This window comes from Morganella sp. B601 (assembly GCF_051172335.1).
Lineage (GTDB): Bacteria > Pseudomonadota > Gammaproteobacteria > Enterobacterales > Enterobacteriaceae > Morganella > Morganella morganii.
Genome location: NZ_JBPIZE010000003.1, coordinates 152,288 through 171,664, shown reverse-complemented (window position 1 = coordinate 171,664; position 19,377 = coordinate 152,288). Strand labels below are relative to the sequence as shown.

General features: G+C 57.1%; 17 protein-coding genes. 16 read left to right on the top strand and 1 reads right to left on the bottom strand.

Annotated elements, in window-relative coordinates; all coding sequences use genetic code 11:
• Positions 1–13: 13 nt before the first annotated feature.
• The 16 genes from ACSBQN_RS09320 (at position 14) to ACSBQN_RS09245 (ending at position 18,318) form a co-directional block, all read left to right on the top strand.
• The gene (locus ACSBQN_RS09320; RefSeq protein ID WP_220730352.1) at positions 14–1,351 is read left to right on the top strand and encodes a type VI secretion system contractile sheath domain-containing protein; all 1,338 of its coding nucleotides are present in this window, start codon (positions 14–16) and stop codon (positions 1,349–1,351) included.
• Positions 1,348–1,752 (top strand): GPW/gp25 family protein, encoded by a 405-nt coding sequence (locus tag ACSBQN_RS09315; protein WP_318667996.1) that lies wholly within the window; start codon positions 1,348–1,350, stop codon positions 1,750–1,752. The genes ACSBQN_RS09320 and ACSBQN_RS09315 overlap by 4 nt, the downstream gene beginning before the upstream one ends.
• Positions 1,745–3,469: a type VI secretion system baseplate subunit TssF gene (locus ACSBQN_RS09310; RefSeq protein ID WP_354632834.1), complete on the top strand. Its 1,725-nt coding sequence runs from the start codon at positions 1,745–1,747 to the stop codon at positions 3,467–3,469. Before ACSBQN_RS09315 ends, ACSBQN_RS09310 begins: the two co-directional genes overlap by 8 nt.
• A complete protein-coding gene (locus ACSBQN_RS09305; RefSeq protein ID WP_024473911.1) occupies positions 3,456–4,106 on the top strand; it encodes a type VI secretion system baseplate subunit TssG in 651 nt (216 codons plus the stop codon). The genes ACSBQN_RS09310 and ACSBQN_RS09305 overlap by 14 nt, the downstream gene beginning before the upstream one ends.
• A gap of 12 nt (positions 4,107–4,118) precedes the next feature.
• Positions 4,119–6,374, top strand: coding sequence for an AAA family ATPase (locus ACSBQN_RS09300; RefSeq protein WP_354632833.1), 2,256 nt, complete (start codon positions 4,119–4,121; stop codon positions 6,372–6,374).
• A gap of 16 nt (positions 6,375–6,390) precedes the next feature.
• The gene (locus ACSBQN_RS09295) at positions 6,391–7,260 is read left to right on the top strand and encodes an FHA domain-containing protein (protein ID WP_354632832.1); all 870 of its coding nucleotides are present in this window, start codon (positions 6,391–6,393) and stop codon (positions 7,258–7,260) included.
• Positions 7,257–7,739 carry a type VI secretion system lipoprotein TssJ gene (gene tssJ, locus ACSBQN_RS09290; RefSeq protein ID WP_024473908.1) on the top strand — a complete coding sequence of 161 codons (483 nt, stop codon included), beginning with the start codon at positions 7,257–7,259 and terminating at the stop codon, positions 7,737–7,739. The genes ACSBQN_RS09295 and tssJ overlap by 4 nt, the downstream gene beginning before the upstream one ends.
• Positions 7,729–8,985, top strand: a complete 1,257-nt coding sequence (gene tssK, locus ACSBQN_RS09285) for a type VI secretion system baseplate subunit TssK (RefSeq protein ID WP_214177329.1) — start codon at positions 7,729–7,731, stop codon at positions 8,983–8,985. Before tssJ ends, tssK begins: the two co-directional genes overlap by 11 nt.
• A gap of 6 nt (positions 8,986–8,991) precedes the next feature.
• The gene (icmH, locus tag ACSBQN_RS09280; protein ID WP_052116596.1) at positions 8,992–9,657 is read left to right on the top strand and encodes a type IVB secretion system protein IcmH/DotU; all 666 of its coding nucleotides are present in this window, start codon (positions 8,992–8,994) and stop codon (positions 9,655–9,657) included.
• Positions 9,658–9,673: 16 nt separating this feature from the next.
• The gene (locus ACSBQN_RS09275; RefSeq protein ID WP_354632831.1) at positions 9,674–12,865 is read left to right on the top strand and encodes an ImcF-related family protein; all 3,192 of its coding nucleotides are present in this window, start codon (positions 9,674–9,676) and stop codon (positions 12,863–12,865) included.
• A gap of 66 nt (positions 12,866–12,931) precedes the next feature.
• Positions 12,932–14,818, top strand: coding sequence for a type VI secretion system Vgr family protein (locus ACSBQN_RS09270; protein WP_214232472.1), 1,887 nt, complete (start codon positions 12,932–12,934; stop codon positions 14,816–14,818).
• Positions 14,819–14,827: 9 nt separating this feature from the next.
• Positions 14,828–15,382: a DUF6931 family protein gene (locus ACSBQN_RS09265; protein ID WP_036407022.1), complete on the top strand. Its 555-nt coding sequence runs from the start codon at positions 14,828–14,830 to the stop codon at positions 15,380–15,382.
• Positions 15,379–15,672, top strand: coding sequence for a PAAR domain-containing protein (locus ACSBQN_RS09260; RefSeq protein WP_354632830.1), 294 nt, complete (start codon positions 15,379–15,381; stop codon positions 15,670–15,672). Before ACSBQN_RS09265 ends, ACSBQN_RS09260 begins: the two co-directional genes overlap by 4 nt.
• Before the next feature lie 29 nt (positions 15,673–15,701).
• Positions 15,702–16,628, top strand: coding sequence for a hypothetical protein (locus ACSBQN_RS09255; RefSeq protein ID WP_024473901.1), 927 nt, complete (start codon positions 15,702–15,704; stop codon positions 16,626–16,628).
• A 90-nt stretch (positions 16,629–16,718) separates the two neighbouring features.
• A complete protein-coding gene (locus ACSBQN_RS09250; RefSeq protein WP_024473900.1) occupies positions 16,719–17,606 on the top strand; it encodes an AraC family transcriptional regulator in 888 nt (295 codons plus the stop codon).
• Positions 17,607–17,733: 127 nt separating this feature from the next.
• Positions 17,734–18,318 (top strand): NAD(P)H-dependent oxidoreductase, encoded by a 585-nt coding sequence (locus tag ACSBQN_RS09245; protein ID WP_434991666.1) that lies wholly within the window; start codon positions 17,734–17,736, stop codon positions 18,316–18,318.
• A 4-nt stretch (positions 18,319–18,322) separates the two neighbouring features.
• Here ACSBQN_RS09245 and ACSBQN_RS09240 read toward each other — a convergent pair whose 3' ends face one another.
• Positions 18,323–18,970 carry a LysE family translocator gene (locus ACSBQN_RS09240; RefSeq protein WP_354632829.1) on the bottom strand — a complete coding sequence of 216 codons (648 nt, stop codon included), beginning with the start codon at positions 18,968–18,970 and terminating at the stop codon, positions 18,323–18,325.
• Between the last annotated feature and the right edge of the window lie 407 nt (positions 18,971–19,377).

Genomic DNA, 19,377 nt, shown 5'->3' with positions numbered 1-19,377 from the left:
CGGAATGTCACGGATGGCGGATGTTCAGACCGCGCTGCACCGGGCGGCGGCACAGCAGGATCACAATCAGTTTTGTGCACTGATAAACCATTGTATTCACATTATCGACCGGTTGTGCAGCACACAACTGCAACAGGTGCTGCATCACGCGGACTTTTGTGCGCTGGAAGCCCGCTGGCGCAGTCTGCGTCATCTTATTGCCCGGGTTTCATCATCCGGGCGGGTGATTATCCGCCTGCTGGATCTCTCCTGGCCGTCACTGGCCCGTGAGCTGAATACCGCGTTTGATATCCGCCATACCCTGTTATACCGCCTGCTGTATCAGCGCGAACTGAATACGGCGGGGGGATTGCCGTTCGGGCTGCTGCTGGTGGATCACCAGATGGCATTCACCGGTGGTGGTGAGTATGACGAACTCTACACCGCCACCCGGCTGGCGGAGCTGGGCGAGGTATCGTTATGTCCGGTGATCACAGGGACCGACCCGCATTTTACCGGGGATGACCTGCACTGGTTTTCGGCAGATCAAAACAGAATTGCCCGGATTTTGAACAGCCCGGATTACTGTCTGTGGCAAAAGTTACGTTGTCACGAACAGGCTCGCTTTTTATACCTCGCACTGCCGCGTTTTTTGCTGCGTTATCCGCATAAAACACCACGCTGCGGTTTTGTTTATCAGCCGGGCAATCACAGCGGCGGGGAGTTATGGGGTAATGCCGCCTGGCTGGTGGTGATAAATGTTATCCGCGAGTTTGAACGGATCAGCTGGTTCGGCTTTTTGCGCAGTTATAACAGCAGCGGCACACAGGGGGCAATTGTGGCTGCGCTGACAGGCGGGGACAGCCTTACGCCGCAGGAGATTATCACGGAAACCAATCTGGCCTGTGAGCAGGATAATTTCTGGGCAGAACAGGGGCTGACGGCCTGCACCTCGCTGCATCTCAGCGGGCAGTCCGGTTTTTTCAGTTATTACAGTGTCTGGCAGCCGCCGGAGCCGCGCTGGCGGCAACTGACTATGCTGCCGGTGAATCTGATGGCGTGCCGGTTTGCCCATGCTATCCGGACACAGATCCGCGACAAAATCGGTAATTTTGATTCTCTGTCCGCCTGTCAGCGCAGCATTGAAAAGTGGTTGAAACGCTATGTAAGTGATGTGGATTACGGCGAGGATACCATTATGGCCGATTATCCGCTGCGCCGTGCGGCGGTGGTGATGAGTGCGGACCCGGCAGACCCGGCCCGCTATCAGTGCCGTATCTGCCTGCAGCCGCAGTATCAGTACGACATCAGTGAGGCAAATGTGGATCTCACACTCTGGTTTTCGCGGCCGCAGGGAGAGGCGTTGTCATGAGCCTGCTGGAAAGATTGTGTCACGAAGCGGATGCACCGCCGTATCAGCCCTGCACAGAGCGGGCGGTCACGGCGCATCTGTACCGGATCATCAATGCCCGGGCGCCGGTCTGGACTGACGGCAGAAAAAACAGCGGTATTGCCGGGTTTGGCCAGAGTCATCTGCTGCGGGCGCAGGGAAAATTTCATCTCACCGCGATCACACAGGAAATTGAAAGTCTGATCCGCCGTTATGAACCGCGGTTACAGAGGGTGAGTGTCACCATCGTGCCGCAGTCATACCGGCAGCATCAGATTCATTTTGAAATAGCGGCATTGTGCGGCGGACGGGAGGTGTGTCTGCCGGTTTGCCTGGATTTTAACGCCGGACAGCTGATAAACCCGGAGGCCACCGGTGCATGACAACACACTGCACTATTTTGAGCAACAGCGGCAGTTGTTGCTGGACGGGCTGGAAGCCTTCCGCCGCCGGCATCCGCATCAGGCGCAGTTGCTGGGGATCAGCGGGCAGACGATAACCGATCCGCAGTTGCGGGCACTGCTTGACGGTGTTGCCTATCTGACAGGGCTGACTGCTCAGCAACTGGCACTGACCGCGCCGCAGCTGACGGAAACCCTGGTCCGCACGGTATTTCCTGATTATCTGCGCCCGGTACCGGCGCTGCTGCCGGTACTGTTCACGCCGCAGACGACGGCACAAATGCAGGTACTGGCGGCGGAGACACCGTTCACCACACACACTGCCGCCGGGGAAACCATTCACTGGCGCACACAGCACCCGCTGACACTGATGCCGCTGGCGATCACGACACAGCAATTTATCCCGCAGGCGGCAGGCTATACGGAGCAGGAAGAGTCCCGTACCGCTGCCTGTTCCCTGCAACTGACGTTTTCGGTGACCGTGCCGGGAGTTTCCCTGTCAGAGCTGAATCTGATGTCACTGACATTGCATTTTACCGGTGACGGGGATCTTCCCTGGCTGACGGATGATGCGGTACACCGGCAGTGTGCCGCCATCCGGCTGAACGCCGGGGAAGCAGATATTTTTCTGCCGCCGGACGCGTGTCAGCGACTGCCGCTGACGTATCGTCCTGATGCGGAGGATGATGCACATATGTTGCTGTATGACGCACTGTGGTATCCGGAACAGGTGGCCGGTGCAGTGATCTCACTGGCGGATCCGCTGAGGTACTGCAACGGACAGACTTTCACACTGACATTTTTCTTCCGTGACATGCTGCCGCATCCGGCGCGTTTCGCCCGTCAGGACTGTATTGCGCTGTTCCGCACTGTGCTGACAAACTGTTTCGCCCATCAGAGTGAACCGCTGCGGGTATCGCCGGACAGCAATCCGCACCCGGTATGCGCGGATACCCGATATGATGTGCTTCTGCACTCCGCTGAGATGGTGACAGATATCACCGTACTGCCTGCACAGCCGGTGCCGCAGTTGTATCACCAGCTGATCACGCAGCCTTCTGCCTGCTGCTGGCAGCCGGTGTGCGGTACAGAGGGAGGGGTGACACATCTTAACTGTCTGTTATCCGGCGAAGCGGCGGAACCGGAACATGTCCGGCTCTGGGTGGTACACGGGCGCGGCACGCAGGGTGAGCGGGCAGTGGCCGCCGCAGGTGAAACCGTGACACCGCAGCAGGCTGATCCGCTGATGTATCATGCGGTTGCCGCTCAGCGGGCAATGCGGCTGCCGCTGCCGGTACAGCCGGATCCGTGTGCGCTCTTTCTGCGGCTCCGGCAGGCCCGGTTATCTGATCTTACTGATTCTCCGGAAGCGCTGAAGGCACTGTTGTCGCTGTATGACAGGCAGAACTCACCGGTGATTTCCGGGCTGATTGCCGCCATTGAGGAGATCACATCCCCGCCCGGCGTGACTGTTCGTTTTTATCATCACCTGCCGCTGACCATTCCGGGGCAGCACATCACTGTCACACTGGCACAGCATACCCCGGTGGCAGGAACCGCGTTTTTTGCCGCGCTGCTGGAGGCGGTTTTCACGGCGCTGAGTGATGACCATGAATTTATTCAGCTCACACTGCGCCGCCGTAATGACAGCGGAGCGCTGTATCACGGTCCGCTGAGAACAGCCGATGAACCGTTCTGACCGGCCCGGGCTGCTCGGTACCGGCGGAGTGCTGCCGCGCTATATCACCGGAACGGTGGCGGAATATGCACAGGCTCATCAGCAGACCGCCCCGCAGGACTTTTTTCTGGTTTTTGATACTGTCTGCCGCCGGCTGGCTGACAGGCTGCATGCCGGACAATCCGCTGCTGCCGGTTTACCGCTGACAAGGCTGATGCAGACACTGCTTCCGGAACCGGCACTCTGTTATCCGGCGGCGGCACAGCTATGGGGCGGAAATACCCGGCTGCGGGTACTGAGCAGGGCGGCCTCCGCCTTTTTTGCCTGCCGCACGGAATTTCAGTATGCCCCGCCGGTCCGTATGCCGTATCACCCGCCCGCCGGAACCGGCAACCGCCTCGGCGGCGGTGCCGTGCCCGGTACACACTGTTATCTGCGGGCCGCACATCTGCGTGTGCAGGTGTCTGCCGATCCGCTGCAACCCCGCGACCACTGGCAGCCCGGCGGCGAATACCATCATTACCTCGGGCAGTTTATCCGCACTTTTTTCCGCCGTCCGCTGACGTTTTCTGTCATTTTCCGGACGGATGACACCCGCATGATGCCCGTGCAACTCGCCGCCATGACATCACGGCTGGGACGAAATACCCGCCTCTGACAAGGAATGACTATGCTGACTATCGATTTGCATCAACTTATCCGCCGCTTAACGCCGCCGCTGATGACGGCACTGGAGGAGGCGGCACAGGAGTGTGTCCGCCGCCGCCACCGCGCGGTCACACCACTGCACTGGCTGCTGGTGATAACGGGCAGCCGTGAGCTGACCTGGTGTGCGGCACCGGCGGACAACAGTGCGCTGCAATACAGTCTGAATGACGCACTGGCGCTGCTGCCGCAGGCGGCGGATGCCTCCCCGGTGTTTGCGCCGGAGCTGACAGAACTGCTGAAACAGCTCTGGCTGCATGTCTCGCTGAATCAGGGCGGACAGCACATCAGTGAAATCCATATTTTACAGCTGCTGCGCCAGACGGCGTGCAGCGGTATTCCGTCTGCGGTGACGGCATGGGCGCAATCGCTGGATACACAATGGCTGGCACAGCAGATAACCGCACTGCCGCAGCCATCCGCACCGGCAGCGGGCAGTACCGGTGGTGAGGCGCTGCTTTCTGCGTATGCCCGCGACCTGACTGCCCTGGCGCGGGCAGGAAAACTGGATCCGGTGATTGGCCGTGACAGTGAAATCCGTCAGATCCTCGATATCTTCTGCCGCCGCCGCCAGAACAGCCCGATTATGGTCGGTGAGGCCGGGGTGGGGAAAACTGCGATTGCCGAAGGGCTGGCTCAGGCGATTTGTGACGGCAATGTGCCGGAACGTCTGCGCAGCTGTGAAGTGTGGGAACTGGATCTGACCGCGTTACAGGCGGGTGCGGCCATGAAAGGGGAATTTGAGCAGCGTCTGAAAAACCTGCTGGCGGAGATCCGTTCCGGCAGCTCAGAAAAAATCATCTTTATTGATGAGGCGCACACCCTGATTGGTGCAGGCGGCACGGCAGGACAGGGGGATGCTGCCAATATTCTCAAACCGGCGCTGGCAAGAGGGGAATTCAGAGCCCTGGCGGCCACAACCTGGTCTGAATACAAACAGTTTATCGAACCGGATCCGGCGCTGACCCGGCGTTTCCAGCCGGTCAAAATCGCACCACCTGATGAGGCCACCACCCTGACGATTCTCCGTACCCTGAAACCGGTACTGGAGCAGCATCACGGCCTGCCGGTGACGGACGCGGCCTGTAAAGCGGCGGTGCGGCTCTCGGTCCGCTATCTGCCGGAGCGGCAACTACCCGATAAAGCCATCAGCCTGCTGGATACCGCCTGTGCCGGATTATCGGTTTCGCAGTCGGTTACCCCGGACAGTGCGGCAGAAGCCGCGGATGATAACCATATTGCGGCGGTGATTGCGCTGTGGACCGGCATTCCGGCCGGACATCTGGCGGCGGATGATATTTCCCGCCTCAGCAGCCTGGAAGCGAAAGTCGCGGAGCGGGTGATCGGTCAGACCGCTCCGGTGGCGGCGGTGGCTCAGGCTATCCGTATTGCCCGCAGCGGACTGAATAACCCGCAGCGGCCACAGGGTGTTTTCCTGATGTGCGGCCCGGGCGGCACCGGAAAAACCGAAACCGCGCTGGCACTGTGTGAGGCACTCTGCGGTGACGAGCGGCGGATGGTGACGCTCAATATGACCGAATTTAAAGAGCCGCATAAAGTGTCCATGCTGCTGGGTGCCCCGGCGGGTTACACCGGTTACGGCAAAGGCGGGGTGCTGACGGAATCGGTGCGCCGCAACCCGTACACTATTTTACTGCTCGATGAGATGGAAAAAGCTCATCCGGCCATTCATGACGTGTTTTATCAGATTTTCGATAAAGGCCGCATTACAGACAGTGAAGGGCGGGAGGTCGATTTTCGTCACACGATCATCATTATGACCAGCAACGCGGCGGAGGATGAAATTGCGGCGCACTGCCGGGATCAGCGTCCCGGGGTGACAGAGCTGGTGCCGCAGATTTTTCCGGCGCTGTTACGTCATTTCCGGCCATCGTTTCTCGGGCGCACCACCATTATTCCGTATTACCCGCTCAGTGATACGGAAATGGCGGCGATTGCCCGGCTGGCGCTGGACAGAGTGGGCAAACGCATTCATGAAACCTATCGGTGTGAGTTCAGTTATTCAGATGAATTAGTGACTTATCTGTTATCACTGCCTTATTCAGCAGAAACCGGCGCAAGGGCGGTTGAACAGGGGGTAACGGGTAAACTTCTGCCGCAGATTGCCGAAGCCTGTATTGAAAAACGCAGGCAGCAGACTGCCATTACCCGGGTTTTATTATCAGTCACGGATAATAAGCCTGTTGTTTCTATTGATTAACACCAGGAACACCGTTATGTCATTGACGATTCGGATAGTCAGCGCACCGGAGCACAGTAACACTTTGCCGCAGTACTGCTTTGACGGCAGAGACGGTACCATCGGGCGTGATGCGCAGGCCGATATAGTGCTGGATGACCCGCATGCCCGCATTGAGGATACGCACGCCGTATTCCGCTGCACGACCGCCGGTTATATCCTGACGGATACCAGCCGTGACGGGGTTTTTATCAACAACCGGCAGGATGCCCTCGGGCACGGTACCGACTATCTGTTACAGGATGGCGATATGCTCGGCATCGGAGCGTTCCGGCTGCTGGTGTCCTGTTTTTCCCCGCTGAACCGTGCGCCGCAGCCGCTGAATACCACCGATGAAGAAACAGCACTGCGCAGTTTGTTTACACCGGCGGATGATAACAGCTGTTTTGATGATGACCCGTTCCTCGGCACCGCGCCGGTGAAAAAACCGGAACCGCATGATATCCGCTACCGTTTTTCAGCGGTGGCCCGGCCTTACGGCAGTCCGGCTCCTGAACCGGTTCCGGAACCGGAGATCGCACCGCTGGTCATAACACCGCCTCCGGTTGTTTCACTGCCGGAAACGCCGCTGCCGCCGGTACTGACCGGTGACAAACTGGTGCTGCTGCAGTCACTGCTGCCGGAAATCAGCCGGGCACTGAGTGTGGCGGCGGAAAAAATCATCCGCGATATCTCTCCGCAACACCTGGAAGCACTGCACCGCGACCAGAAAATTGTCGGGAAAATTGACTACTGGCAGACCTACAAACGGTTTTTCAGTCAGCAGATTGCGGATGACCACCTGAAAAGCAAACTGACGGATTATTTCCGCAGTGAATTTTACACTCAGATTATTCAGTCATCATGAAACACCGTATTCCTTTGTTTATGTTTATTTTTCTGTTTCTCGGCCCGGTATCCTGTCAGTTCGGAACACTGCCGGAAACCGGCATATTACGGGTGCTGATCCGGGCAGAAGAAAACAGTAACCCGAACGCGGACAACCAGCCTGCGCCGGTTGTGCTGCGGATCTACCAGCTCAGCAGTGACGAAATTTTTCAGCGCGAGCGTTTTATGCCGCTGTGGCAACAGGATCAGGTCTTACTCAAAGAACAGCTCCTGGCCCGCAAAGTGACGGAGCCGGTCTATCCCGGCAGCCGCGAAACACTGCTGCTGCAATTACAGCCCGGTACAACACATATTGGCGTGCTGGCCGGTTTCTCTGCGGCGGCACAGGCGAAAAATAAGCAGATAATTGCGGTGTTACCGCTGCCGGTAATGCAGGTGTCACTGTTCATGGACGGGCAGACGCTGTCACTCACGGCAGGAGAAAACGATGAACAGTGAAACCGCCGGGGTCTGGTGGCAGGAGGGATTGTTTCTCCAGCCGGAGCATTTTATCCGCGAGAGCCGCCTGCACAGCGATTGTCTGCGGGATGTGACACAACAGCTGAGCGGCGGAATGGCCGGATTTTCCCGGCTGGTGACGGATGGATCCCTGACGAGCGCCGGAAAGCTGACATTGTTACAGGCGCACGGCGTGATGCCGGACGGCACACCGTTTGTCACGGATACCCCGCTGAGTATCAGTCTGGACGGATTGTCCGGGGATATGACCTTTTTACTGACACTGCCGCTGAGCAGTGCACCGGATCGCTTTACCGCAAAACCGCTCAGCGTGAGTGAAAACCGGGTGGGGCAGACCCGCGAACCGGTGATAATCAGTGCCGCGTATCTGAATCTGCAGCTGAAATGCCTGTCACAGTGCCGTGACGATGAGACCGGGCTGGCGGTCGCCCGTCTGTACTGCCGCGACGGTGCCGGATACCCGCTGCCGGAGCCGGAATTCTGTGCGCCGTACCTGTTTGTGCAGGACAACCCGTGGCTGAGCCGCCGGGCGGAAGATATACGCCTGCTGCTGGCACAGCGGTTGCAGAAGCTGTACAGCCTGCCGGACGGGAAAACGGCCTGTCTCCATTTACAACCACTGCTGACACAGCTGCAAAGCCTGGCGGCGGGTGATCGCATCACCAGCCGGGATTTTTACCGTTTCTGTCTGCATCTGCAATCGGTACTGTGCACACTGGCCGCCGCGCCGCCGCCTGAACCGCTGCCGTGGCGTAATGAGGATCATGCCGGTTTGTTCTCCCCCTGTATTCAGTCACTGAAACAGCTTCTTGCCCCGCAGACTCGGCAGCATGTGCAGGCGCTGAACTGGGATACCCGGTTGCTGGCTTCCCGGCGTTTACTGCGGCTTGCGCTGCCGGAATCCGCTTTTGCGCAGCAGAGTCGTCTAATCCTGGAGTACCGTGATGACAGCGGCAGGCCGCCTGATGCCGCCCGTACAGCCCGCCTGCTGAAACTGGCCGGAAATAACCAGATAGCAGCCTGTGTCAATAACGGGCTGACCGGCATTCCGCTGCTGTCACTGAACAACGCCCCTGACGGGATCACACCATCCCCCGGGGCGATTTATTTTGAGCCGGATATCCGCAGTCCGCTGTGGACAGCGGATGATCCGGTGCTGGCACTGCATATTGACGGCCAGCTGCCGCATGCCCGGCTGAATGCCGTTTTGATCACACGGAGGTAATTAATCATGGAAACAGATCCCGGACACAATGTGCTGATCACAGCCGGGCAACCGCTGCTTCAGGCACTGATTATGCTGGCGCAGAAGGGAACACCGCCGGATCTCACGCTGTTCCGTCAGCAGATGTTACAGGGCGTGAGCCGGTTTTACCGGATTTGTGCCGCTCACCGGCTCCATCCGTCCCTGACCGGAAAAAGTGCCTTTGTCTGGTGTGCCGCGCTGGATGAGGCAGTACTGAGCACATCGTGGGGGGCGGAATCGGTCTGGCAGGAACACACCCTGACCGGCGCGGTGTTTCAGAACCGGCGCGGCGGCGAGGCCTTTTTCCGCTATCTGCATCTCGCGCTGCATAACCCCGTCCCGCTGCGGGATTTTCTCGAATTACAGTTTTATCTGTTATCACTCGGCTTCCGGGGGGAGTACCGCACACAGCCGGAAGCACTGGCTGCCTGTTATACCCGGCTGCGTCATATTCTGATGAACAGCAGGCCGCAGGCGCTGTCCGTACCGCCGGACCGCTGCACAGGCCGGAATCGTCCGGCGAAACGAATCCCGCTGTCACTGATTTTTTCCGGCTCACTGTTGCTGTGTGCGGCAGGCCGGGTGGCGGCAGATCTCAGTTATCAGCAGTTATTACAGCAACTGAGTGATGCACTGACGGCCCTGTTCTGAACAACGGAGATTGGTGATGAAAATCAGAACCGCAATGCTGTACGCGCTGGTGATCCTGCTGCTGGCCGGACTGACCGCAATCGCCTGGTATTATTGGCTGACACAGGGCGGCAGTGTGCTGCTGCCGGTGTTTGTTGCTTTGCTGAGCCTGTGTCTGGCGGTTTACGGGCTGATCAAAACTGCATGGCGGGCAGAGACGGATGTGCAGCAGTTACAGCGGCAGCAGCAACGGCGTGAACTGCGCCACTATCTGAAACAGACCGGCCGCCGCCTGCGGCGCAGCGGTGGTGTACCCCGGCGGAACCCGGGCCGGATCAGTACTTACTGGCTGTTGTGTGAGGATCTGCCGCAGGCACAGGCCTGTATGCGTCAGCACGGATTTACCCCGGTGGCGCAGGAGCAGGAGCCGTTCTGCTATCAGGCGGGTAATACGGTGGTCCGCATCAGCACACCGGCGTGGCTCACCGGTGACGGCGGCCGGGAGAGTGCACGGCAACTGGTGCGCCTGAATCCGTCTCAGCCGCTGAACGGATTTATTTTACTGTCACCGGCGCCTGCATTTGCCGCACTCATTGAAGAGCAGGCGGTACAGTCCGGGCAGCAGCACCATACCGCCTGTATTGCCTTTTCTGTTTTGCTCGGATGCCGTCCGCCGCTGCATCTGATGCTTCCCGGTCTCGGCAATGTGCCTGCACTGCGCCGCTGGTATGCGGATCCGCAGCGGGCACAGTTTTGTCACAGCACGGATTTCAGCCGTGAGCGAAGGGTACTGCCGGATGCCCCGTTTGCACAGTTTACTGCTGATTTAATGCTGTCATTACAGCAGGAACAATTCACCGCGCTGACAGCAGAACAACCGGAGCATAATGCGGCGGTGTTGTCATTTCCCGCGCAACTGGCGGCACATCTTCATCAGCGGACGCTGTATGCGGCAGCATTACAGCACCAGCGCTCAGCCGGCACGCATCTGGTGCTGTCATCGGCATTGTTGTGTGCGGCGGAATGCGCGCATCAGCATATCGCCACACCGTTGTTTGAACGGGTCATTCATGGCCGTGATGAGGTTATTTGTCAGGTACGGGAACGGCGCAGGCTGATCGGCTATTGCCTGGCAGTAATTTTATGCCTGGCGGGCACAGCCGCTGCCGGTGTCGTGCAGTGGCGCAGTTTTCAGGAACAGAGAGATTTACTGAACGGGCAGATGGATTATCTGTCGCGGGTTGCGGCAGCACCGGCCGGAGAGCGGGTTCACCGCCTGCATCTTTTACAGCCGGTGATTGCGGAAATCCGCCGTGAATACCACAGCCGCTGGTTTTCATCCTCTTTGCTGCCGTTGTACCGGGATTATCAGCAGCAGATCCGCAATGCACTCTTCCCGCTGCTGGTAAAACAGCGGGAACAGCGTCTGCAGCGGGCGGTGGCAGAATCATCCCCGCAGTTGTTACAGGCTATTGATGATTACCGGCAACTGTTTGCGGATGAACACCGGGGGAAGGACATTGGGGATGCAGACAGCGGCGGTGACGTTATTTCCCTGCTGGATGATTATCCGGTACAGCCGCTGACAGCAGAGGAGCGCCGGTTATACCATGCTGCGCTGGTGGCTCAGGCACGGCAGAAAGTAGCCATGTCAGATCCTGCTGAGCATCTCTATCCGGTGCTGCGGGAGCAGTTTCTCCGTAAACATGCAGCAGTGCCGCTGGCAACGTTATTTCCGGCTGATATCACTCCGCTGTTTCAGCCGGATAACCGATTTTTATCAGTCCCGTACACGATGACCAAAACAGGCTACAGCGCCTGGCAGGCGCAGTGGGACAATCCGGAATTTCAGACACAGTTTTCTGTCCTTATGCAGCACTGGCCTGACAATACAGAACCGGCACCGGAGAGTGTCATTGTGCAAATCAACAGGCAGTATGACGAGGAATATATCCGCTACTGGCAGCAGTTTTTGTCATCGCTGACACCGCATCGCGCCGGTACACCGGAAGCTCTGATCGCCGCACTGCAACTGACAGAACAGCCGTTCAGCGATCCGCTGATTGCGCTGGTGCGGGGGATCAGCAGCAATACCACGTTTGCGGCGGTAAAAACGGAGACAGGGCCGGATCTGAAATCCGGTCAGCAGACGGCCTCTCTGCTCGGGCTGAGTAAAATCAGCAGCAAGCTGAGAAAAGCAGGGAGGCTGCAATCCGCCTTCAGCAAATATAAAAAAGCGGATGAACCGGCAGGAATGAATATTAACCGCGTTTTTTCCGCCTGGCACGCCTTACTGACAGCGGAAGGTACACCGTCACCGGCACTGGCCGCATGGCAGCAGTCAGTGGTATCACTCCGGCAGCACTGGCAGCAGGGAATGGCATCCGCTGATCCGCAGGAATGGGGTTATCAGCAGTTCATGCACGGCGGAGAACCGCCGGAGACCGGGCCGGGAACTGTTCCGCCGGTTCCGGATATGTTGCTGCGGCAATGGCGGCAGACCGCCGCACAGTTACAGGCCGGACTGGCGGCCCGCTATCTCGACAAACAGTGGCAGACAACGGTGTATCCGTTCTGGCGTGATCGGCTCGCCCCTTATTACCCGTTCAGCCACAATGCGCAGGGTGTGAAAACGGATGATCTGCATGCCTTTCTGGCTCCCGGCGGCGTAATGGATACTTTTATGCAATCTCTGCCGCCGGGTCACCACAGCGACCCGCTGTATGCGGCACTGAGTCAGCCGGAAACACAGACAGAGCAACTGAGACAGCTGTTTTATGCGGATGACCGTACGGCACTGAATATGCGAATCTCACTGCGGCCGGTGGCGCTGACGCCGCAACTGTCCGGTTTCCGGCTGGCACAGGGCAATGATGCACTGATTTATCAGCACGGCCCGGCAGTCTGGAGTGACTTTTACTGGCCGCCCGCCACGGATGCAGAGCCGCTGACCGCGGACTATTTCCGTCACGGCAAACCGGTTTACTCCGCCTCTTATCCGGGGGAGTGGGGATTGCTGCGCTGGCTGCTGACGGCGCAGTCTCAGGGACGTGCCGCCTCACCGGAGAGTGTTATCACGGAAAACGGTTATATGTTCCGGTTCCGCAGCCGGATCAACGGCAGACCGGTACCGTCACCGGCGGCGCTGTTTGCGGAGTACCGTCTGCCGCCGTCACTGCTCAGCCGGGGAAATCCCGCTGAAAATCCACAAAATCCCGCTGACCGGTGAAGGCAGAGAACTGCGGCGCTGTGGCACACTGTGTGCTCTGTCAGGCTGAATAATGAGTATGATGTTATGGAAAACTATGCCGATCAGCCCCGTCCGCTTACCGTGACGCTGGATAACAGTGCACCGTATGTGGCGACCCGTCTGCATGCAAAGGAGTCGTTATCAGACGGCACATGGCTGGAAGTGCACTTTCTCAGTCCGTCACCCCCGGATCAGGCGCTGCCGGGTAAAATGGTGGTGGTGACCTGTCATGAGCGGACCTTTGCCGGGCTGGCACAACAGATTGAATGTGACGGTTTTCATCCGGATAAACAACTCTATTTTTACCGCCTCACGGCGGTGGATCCGCTGACATTCCTCTGTCACGGGCGGCAGCGGCGCTTATTTCAGAATCAGAACAGCAGGGGGCAGATCAGCACATTGCTCAGTCTGCATCAGTTGACGGCGTTCATCCGTTTTTCCCTCAGCGGTGAAGGTGAAACCCGTCCCTGTGTGTGTCAGATGGATGAAAGCGACAGCGCCATGATCCGCCGGATAATGGCCGGACAGGGCTGGTTTTGCCTGCGTAATCCGGACAACACCACCCAATGGACAATCACGGACGGATTACAGCACGCCCCGTCCGCCGGAGAGATCTCCGCCCGCCTGATCACACCGTTCCGTGCCTGCCGCCGGGTCAGCAGCGGGGTATTTTCCGCAGAAAGCTGGTCACAGGAACAGCATCACAGCCGTACTGAGCAGCATACGCTCTCCGGCAGCGGCACCACACAACAGACACACTATTATGACGGGCAATCCGCCACAGCACAGTTTGCCGGTGAAGCGGCGGCAGTTGCGGCACATTACTATGAGGCAGGGTCGGCGGCGATGGCGCTGTGTGCCGGTATGCGTTTCCGGCTGAATGATCATCCGGCGGCGGAATATAACGGCGAATATTATATCAGTGAGATTACACATGCCATTGACTGCGGTGAAAGCAGCGGCAGCCCCGGATACAGCAATACTTTTCGTTGTCATCAGACCCGGACCCCCTTTCGCCTGCCGCCGGTTTCTGCTCCCCGTTATGACGGCATTCAGGCGGCGACCGTCGTTGCCCGTGACGGAGACGAAACCTGTTATGACGCACAGGGGCGGGTGAAAGTTCGTTTCCACTGGGAAGAGGATAATCAGGACAGCGGGTTATCTCAGGCCTGGCTGCCGGTGCTTTCACACAGCGCGGGCGCCGGGGCGGGGATTCAGTTTCTGCCGCGTGCCGGGGATGCGGTGGTGGTGCAGTTTCTCAATGGTGACCCGGATAAGCCGGTGGTGACCGGTGCACTCTGGCATCAGAATCACGCCCTGCCTTTCACCGACCCGCTGACCGGCGGCATATACAGCCGCTCATCCCCGGCGGGTGCACGGGGGGACGGCAATCAGGTGCGTTTTGAGGATAAACGGGATGAAGAGTGTCTGGCGCTGGCGGCACAGAAGGATTTAACCCTCAGTGCCAACAATGACTGGACAACCCGGATCAAAGGCAATATCCGCTGTGAGACAGAAAAAAATCTGACCATCAGCAGCAAAGAAAACACGCAGCATCTGAGTGATAAACAGTGGCAACTGAAAGCGGCGGAAGGAATAGCCCAGAACAGCGGAAAAAATCTGGCATTACAGGCTGACAGTGCACTCTCAGCAGATGCGAAAACGATCACCTTATCCGCATCACAGACACTGACACTGACGGCGGGCGGCAGCAAAATTGAGCTGTCTGCTTCCGGCATCACGTTACAGGCACCGCAGATTACCCTGAAAGGGAACGGCAAAATCGGCCTGGAAAGTGCGGTGCTGGCGATGTCCGCGCAGGCAAAAGCGCAGCTGAGCGGTGCGCTGGTGGAAATCAGCGGTTCGGCAATGACGGAAGTCAAAGCCGGGGCGATGGTACAAATCAGCGGTGCGCTGACAAAAATTAATTAAGGAACGGCGATGCTGAACAAAATGCCTTACAGCAGCGCAATGCTGGTGATGAAAAATTATTCCCCTTCCGGGGAAGCCGCAGCGCTTGCGGCACAATATCCGGCACCGGCGGATTTTCTGGTCGCCGCGCAGCAGCAGGCACATTACGGGGATGCCGTCCTTTTTCTGGCGCACGGACTGCCATTGAAAGAGGCGCTTTGGTGGGGATATCACTGTGCGCAGCAACTGACAGAATGGAGTGAGCAGGAGCAGCGTGTGCTGGAGAGTGTCAGGGGCTGGATAACCCGCTCCGGTGAATCTGAGCGCCGTGCCTGTGGTGATGCGGCAAAGCAGCAGGGATTATCCTCCGCAGCCGGATGGCTTGCACAGGCGGTGTTCTGGAGTACCGGCAGCATGCTGGATGCCGGACAGCCCCCGTTACCGGCGCCGCCGTTTTTATATGCACAGGCACTGAGCGGTGCAATAAATCTGATGGCAGTGATGCAGGATAGCGCACATATCGCAGAACACTACCGGACATTCCTGGCACACGGGCTGGCTGTGGCCCGGGGGAATAAACAATGAAACCGGCGGCCAGAAGCGGCGATATGCATCTGTGCCCGGCACTGACACCGCCTCTGCCGGTGCCGCATGTCGGTGGCCCGGTACTGCCCGCTCCGGCGACAGTACTGATTGGCGGCTTACCGGCGGCCACGCTGGGACAGATGTGTCTGTGCATTGGTGTGCCGGACAGCATCATCACCGGCAGTATGACGGTGCTTATCAACAACAAACCCGCTGCCCGGCTGGGCGACAGCACGGCGCACGGCGGCACGGTTGTCACCGGTCTGCCGTCAGTGCTGGTCGGCGGATAATCTGATTTCAACAATAAAAAGGGAATTTTATGGCAATATCAGCAGCAGATATCACCGCAGGTCTCGGACACGTAAATACTATCGCCGAAAGCGGTGCACTTAATGGCGGGCTGGCTATTCTTGATGAAAAGATCATGGCCGCAGAACGCACTAAAATTGCGCAGTCGGTAAAGAAAATGTATGCGACCTATATTTCTCAGGCGCTGAGCATCAGAACGCATACCGCAGTGATGGTCAGTGCGGACAGCACACAGCGCACACACCTGGACAGAGAGGTTATCGGCGGCAAAAATCTGCTGGCGGAAACGGCGGATTATTATGAAAAAGGCCGGGAGCACCGCTCTTACCGCTTTATGCGCAAAGCGGCGGATATCGGGCGTGTGCAACTGAAACAGAATCTGGCCTCCGGGCTGACCGCGCCGCTGGCTTTTATTCCGGACGGCGGGATTAGTAAAATGGTCGCATCCTGTGCGCTGACGGTGATGGAGCAGGGGAAAGCGATACGCCGCGTGCGCAAAATCAAGCATTATATTCATGATAAAAAAGAGGTTGCTGCAGAAATCGGTGAGGTTGAGGCACAACGCAAATCCGCCAAATGGAGCTGTAAAACCCTCAGCAAGCTCGGCGGCGATTTACAGCGCAATCTGTATAAACTGAAACAGTCCGTGGTGGTGTTACAGAGCCGGGGACTGAGCACACAACAGCGGATTGACCAGGTGAATGCTCACAGCCACAACCATCTCGGCAGCCATGATTTATCCGTGATCCGGGGAGAGCTGACGGATCTGGCAATGAGTTTTCATGAAAGCCTGCATTATGTCGAAAAAGTCACCAATATGTGCACACTGCTGGATGCGGCGAGTTGTGAAATTAAAGCGCATATGGCGAATATGCTGGAATTACTGGAAGCGACAGAATCCACCCTGATGTCGCAGGGGGATAATTTCTTTCGCTGACTCTGATAACCGGCACTGCAGTGTAAAACACAGACGGTGCCGGTCTTTTCCGTTATGCTGTAGCCCTGTCAATCAGTCGCTGAGAATATAATGGAAACGGATGATCGCCTGCGCTGCCTGAAACAGTTGTTACAGACTCACACCGCAGAGCGAAGCGGCGGGTGGGATACGGCCGTTCCCGGTCTCGCATTGTGCCGGTGGACGGCTCCGTCACAGGCACAAACCTGGACTTATGAGCCCGGTATCGCGCTTGCGGTTCAGGGCGCGAAACGGATCACACTCGGAGATAACACGTATTGTTACCGTCCCGGGGATGTATTGCTGACATCCGTGGATATCCCTGCGATAGCGCAGGTCTGTGAGGCGTCGGAACAGGCACCGTTTCTGGCACTGCTGGTCAGTCTTAACCTCAGCGACCTTCCGGCACTGATGCAGGAAAGCGGCTTTCAGCTGCTGACTTCAGAACCTGCCATGCCGCAGGCAGTGTGTCCGGTCACAGAAGCGTTGCTCAGTGCGGTCTGCCGCCTGGTGGCGCTGCTGGAAAAACCGGACGATATCCCGGTCATGGCTCCGCTTATCCATAAAGAAATTCTCTATTACCTGCTGAAAAGCGGCCAGGGCGCACGGCTCCAGCTGATGGCCGCACATAATAAACAGTGCCGCCAGATAAGCGGCGTACTTAGTTACCTGAAAGCGCATTTTGATCAGCCGGTGTCGGTGGAGACACTCTGCCGCCGGGCTCAGATGAGCGAATCCTCTTTTCACCGCCATTTCCGCCGGGTCACCCGGATGAGCCCGCTGCAATATCAGAAATGGCTGAGACTTAATGAAGCCCGCCGTCTGCTGCTGGTGGAATCGGCGGATGCTTCGGAAGCGGCTTTTCGTGTCGGGTATGAAAGTGCCTCTCAGTTTAACCGTGAATACCGGCGCTTATTCGGGTTACCCCCCGGACAGGATAAAAAGCGGGTTCTTCTCTGACCGGTGTGTGATTTCCGGGCAAAATGACAGGATCAGGCAAACATCAGAGCGGACAGGCTAACGTATTTGCGGGACAGGCCGGTTAGGATAACGGGATTGACGACATCATTCCTGAGTGAGTAACACAATGAAAAATATCTTTATTATTAACGGTTCAAAAGAATTCGGTGGCTCTGACGGCAAACTGAACGATCACATGACGGATATCGCCTGCCGCCATCTGACAGAAAAAGGCATGAATGTCCGCGTTACCCGTATTGATGACGGGTATGACGATGAACAGGAAGTACTGAATTACCTGTGGGCGGATGTCATTATTTACCAGATGCCGGCCTGGTGGATGGAAGGGCCGTGGATTGTGAAAAAATACATTGATGAGGTATTTACACAGTCTGATGACCGTTTTCATATTAATGACGGGCGCAGCCGCCGTGACAGCAGCAAAAAATACGGCTCCGGCGGTGTGCTGAACGGCAAAAAATACATGTTATCCGTAACCTGGAACGCACCGCAGGAAGCCTTTGAGGATGAAATGCAGTTCTTTGAGGGGCGGGGTATCGACAGTGTGTATTTCCCGCTCCACAAAACCAACCAGTTTACCGGGATGACATCACTGCCGACATTTTCCTGTTTTGACGTGGTTAAAAACCCGCATATTGATGCGGATATCCGCCGCTATCTGGCTCACCTGGATGTGAATATCGCAGGCTGAACCCTCAGCGGGCCACTGATGCCAGACGCAGACCGAGAGCGATAAAGGTAGTACCGACGAGGCGGTCAATCCAGTAATGCGCTTTCGGGCTGCCGGAGATCCGTGCAGCCAGTGTCCCGGCAATCAGTGCCAGCGTGGTATCAGTGCAGAACCCGAGCAGGGCATAGGTTGCGCCGAGCAGCAGGAAAGATTCCGCATAATAACTGCCGCCTGCCGCAATAAACTGCGGGAAAAAGGCAATAAAAAACAGCAGCACTTTCGGATTGGTCAGTGTGGTGATAAACCCCCGGATCAGAATCGATTTTGCGGCTGCCTTCTGAATAACCACTTCTTCATTATCATCAGCGGTCTGCCCGCGCTTTCTGAGTGTACCGAGGATCATTTTGGCACCGAGGAACGCGAGATAGAGCGCACCGAGATACTTAATCACGGTAAACAGTGTCGGTGATGCGGCAATAATCGCCCCAAGCCCGACGGTCCCTGCAATAGCATGCACACTGCTGCCGAGCATCACCCCCAGTGCGGACAAAATACCGGCTTTGCGGCCGTTGGCCAGGCTTTGTCCCAGTACATAGGCAATATCCGGCCCCGGCGTTACTGCAAAGATAAAAACGGACAGTAAAAACAGCGGGTAATGGATAATATCCAGCATGTGACAGCCCTCCGGAGTCAGAGAAAACGTTATATTATGGCGGATATAATGCCATTAAGTATGATCCGCTGGCAAATGACATTTTTGCCGGTTATTTGTACGTACATATTGATTTGCTGAATCATATAAACTTGTTCAATATTTATAATGAATTACTCACTTTATAATTTATCAGTGTTAAAAAACGGGCGGAAAAAGAGTACGCATCAAAAGAGTGTTTCCGGATGGCAGATAGTGTAACAAAACGTAAAAGCACGGCTTTACATCCGGTAAAGTGTATTATACTCAGCTGCACCAATGGTACCGTATCATCAATTAATTAGCTGAATTAAAAGATGATATTTTACTTTTGGCCTTGTTTTTGTTGTGGATATCGCCGGATATCTGCGAACTTATTTTTCATTGTA

What these genes read in the sequence shown, in the direction of transcription:
- ACSBQN_RS09250 (WP_024473900.1), top strand. Translation starts at nt 16,719, where the DNA reads ATGGAAACGGATGATCGCCTGCGCTGCCTGAAACAGTTGTTACAGACT.
- ACSBQN_RS09315 (WP_318667996.1), top strand. Translation starts at nt 1,348, where the DNA reads ATGAGCCTGCTGGAAAGATTGTGTCACGAAGCGGATGCACCGCCGTAT.
- icmH (WP_052116596.1), top strand. Translation starts at nt 8,992, where the DNA reads ATGGAAACAGATCCCGGACACAATGTGCTGATCACAGCCGGGCAACCG.
- ACSBQN_RS09240 (WP_354632829.1), bottom strand. Translation starts at nt 18,970, where the DNA reads ATGCTGGATATTATCCATTACCCGCTGTTTTTACTGTCCGTTTTTATC.
- ACSBQN_RS09320 (WP_220730352.1), top strand. Translation starts at nt 14, where the DNA reads ATGGCGGATGTTCAGACCGCGCTGCACCGGGCGGCGGCACAGCAGGAT.
- ACSBQN_RS09275 (WP_354632831.1), top strand. Translation starts at nt 9,674, where the DNA reads ATGAAAATCAGAACCGCAATGCTGTACGCGCTGGTGATCCTGCTGCTG.
- ACSBQN_RS09260 (WP_354632830.1), top strand. Translation starts at nt 15,379, where the DNA reads ATGAAACCGGCGGCCAGAAGCGGCGATATGCATCTGTGCCCGGCACTG.
- tssK (WP_214177329.1), top strand. Translation starts at nt 7,729, where the DNA reads ATGAACAGTGAAACCGCCGGGGTCTGGTGGCAGGAGGGATTGTTTCTC.
- ACSBQN_RS09295 (WP_354632832.1), top strand. Translation starts at nt 6,391, where the DNA reads ATGTCATTGACGATTCGGATAGTCAGCGCACCGGAGCACAGTAACACT.
- ACSBQN_RS09245 (WP_434991666.1), top strand. Translation starts at nt 17,734, where the DNA reads ATGAAAAATATCTTTATTATTAACGGTTCAAAAGAATTCGGTGGCTCT.
- ACSBQN_RS09300 (WP_354632833.1), top strand. Translation starts at nt 4,119, where the DNA reads ATGCTGACTATCGATTTGCATCAACTTATCCGCCGCTTAACGCCGCCG.
- ACSBQN_RS09265 (WP_036407022.1), top strand. Translation starts at nt 14,828, where the DNA reads ATGCTGAACAAAATGCCTTACAGCAGCGCAATGCTGGTGATGAAAAAT.
- ACSBQN_RS09270 (WP_214232472.1), top strand. Translation starts at nt 12,932, where the DNA reads ATGGAAAACTATGCCGATCAGCCCCGTCCGCTTACCGTGACGCTGGAT.
- ACSBQN_RS09305 (WP_024473911.1), top strand. Translation starts at nt 3,456, where the DNA reads ATGAACCGTTCTGACCGGCCCGGGCTGCTCGGTACCGGCGGAGTGCTG.
- tssJ (WP_024473908.1), top strand. Translation starts at nt 7,257, where the DNA reads ATGAAACACCGTATTCCTTTGTTTATGTTTATTTTTCTGTTTCTCGGC.
- ACSBQN_RS09255 (WP_024473901.1), top strand. Translation starts at nt 15,702, where the DNA reads ATGGCAATATCAGCAGCAGATATCACCGCAGGTCTCGGACACGTAAAT.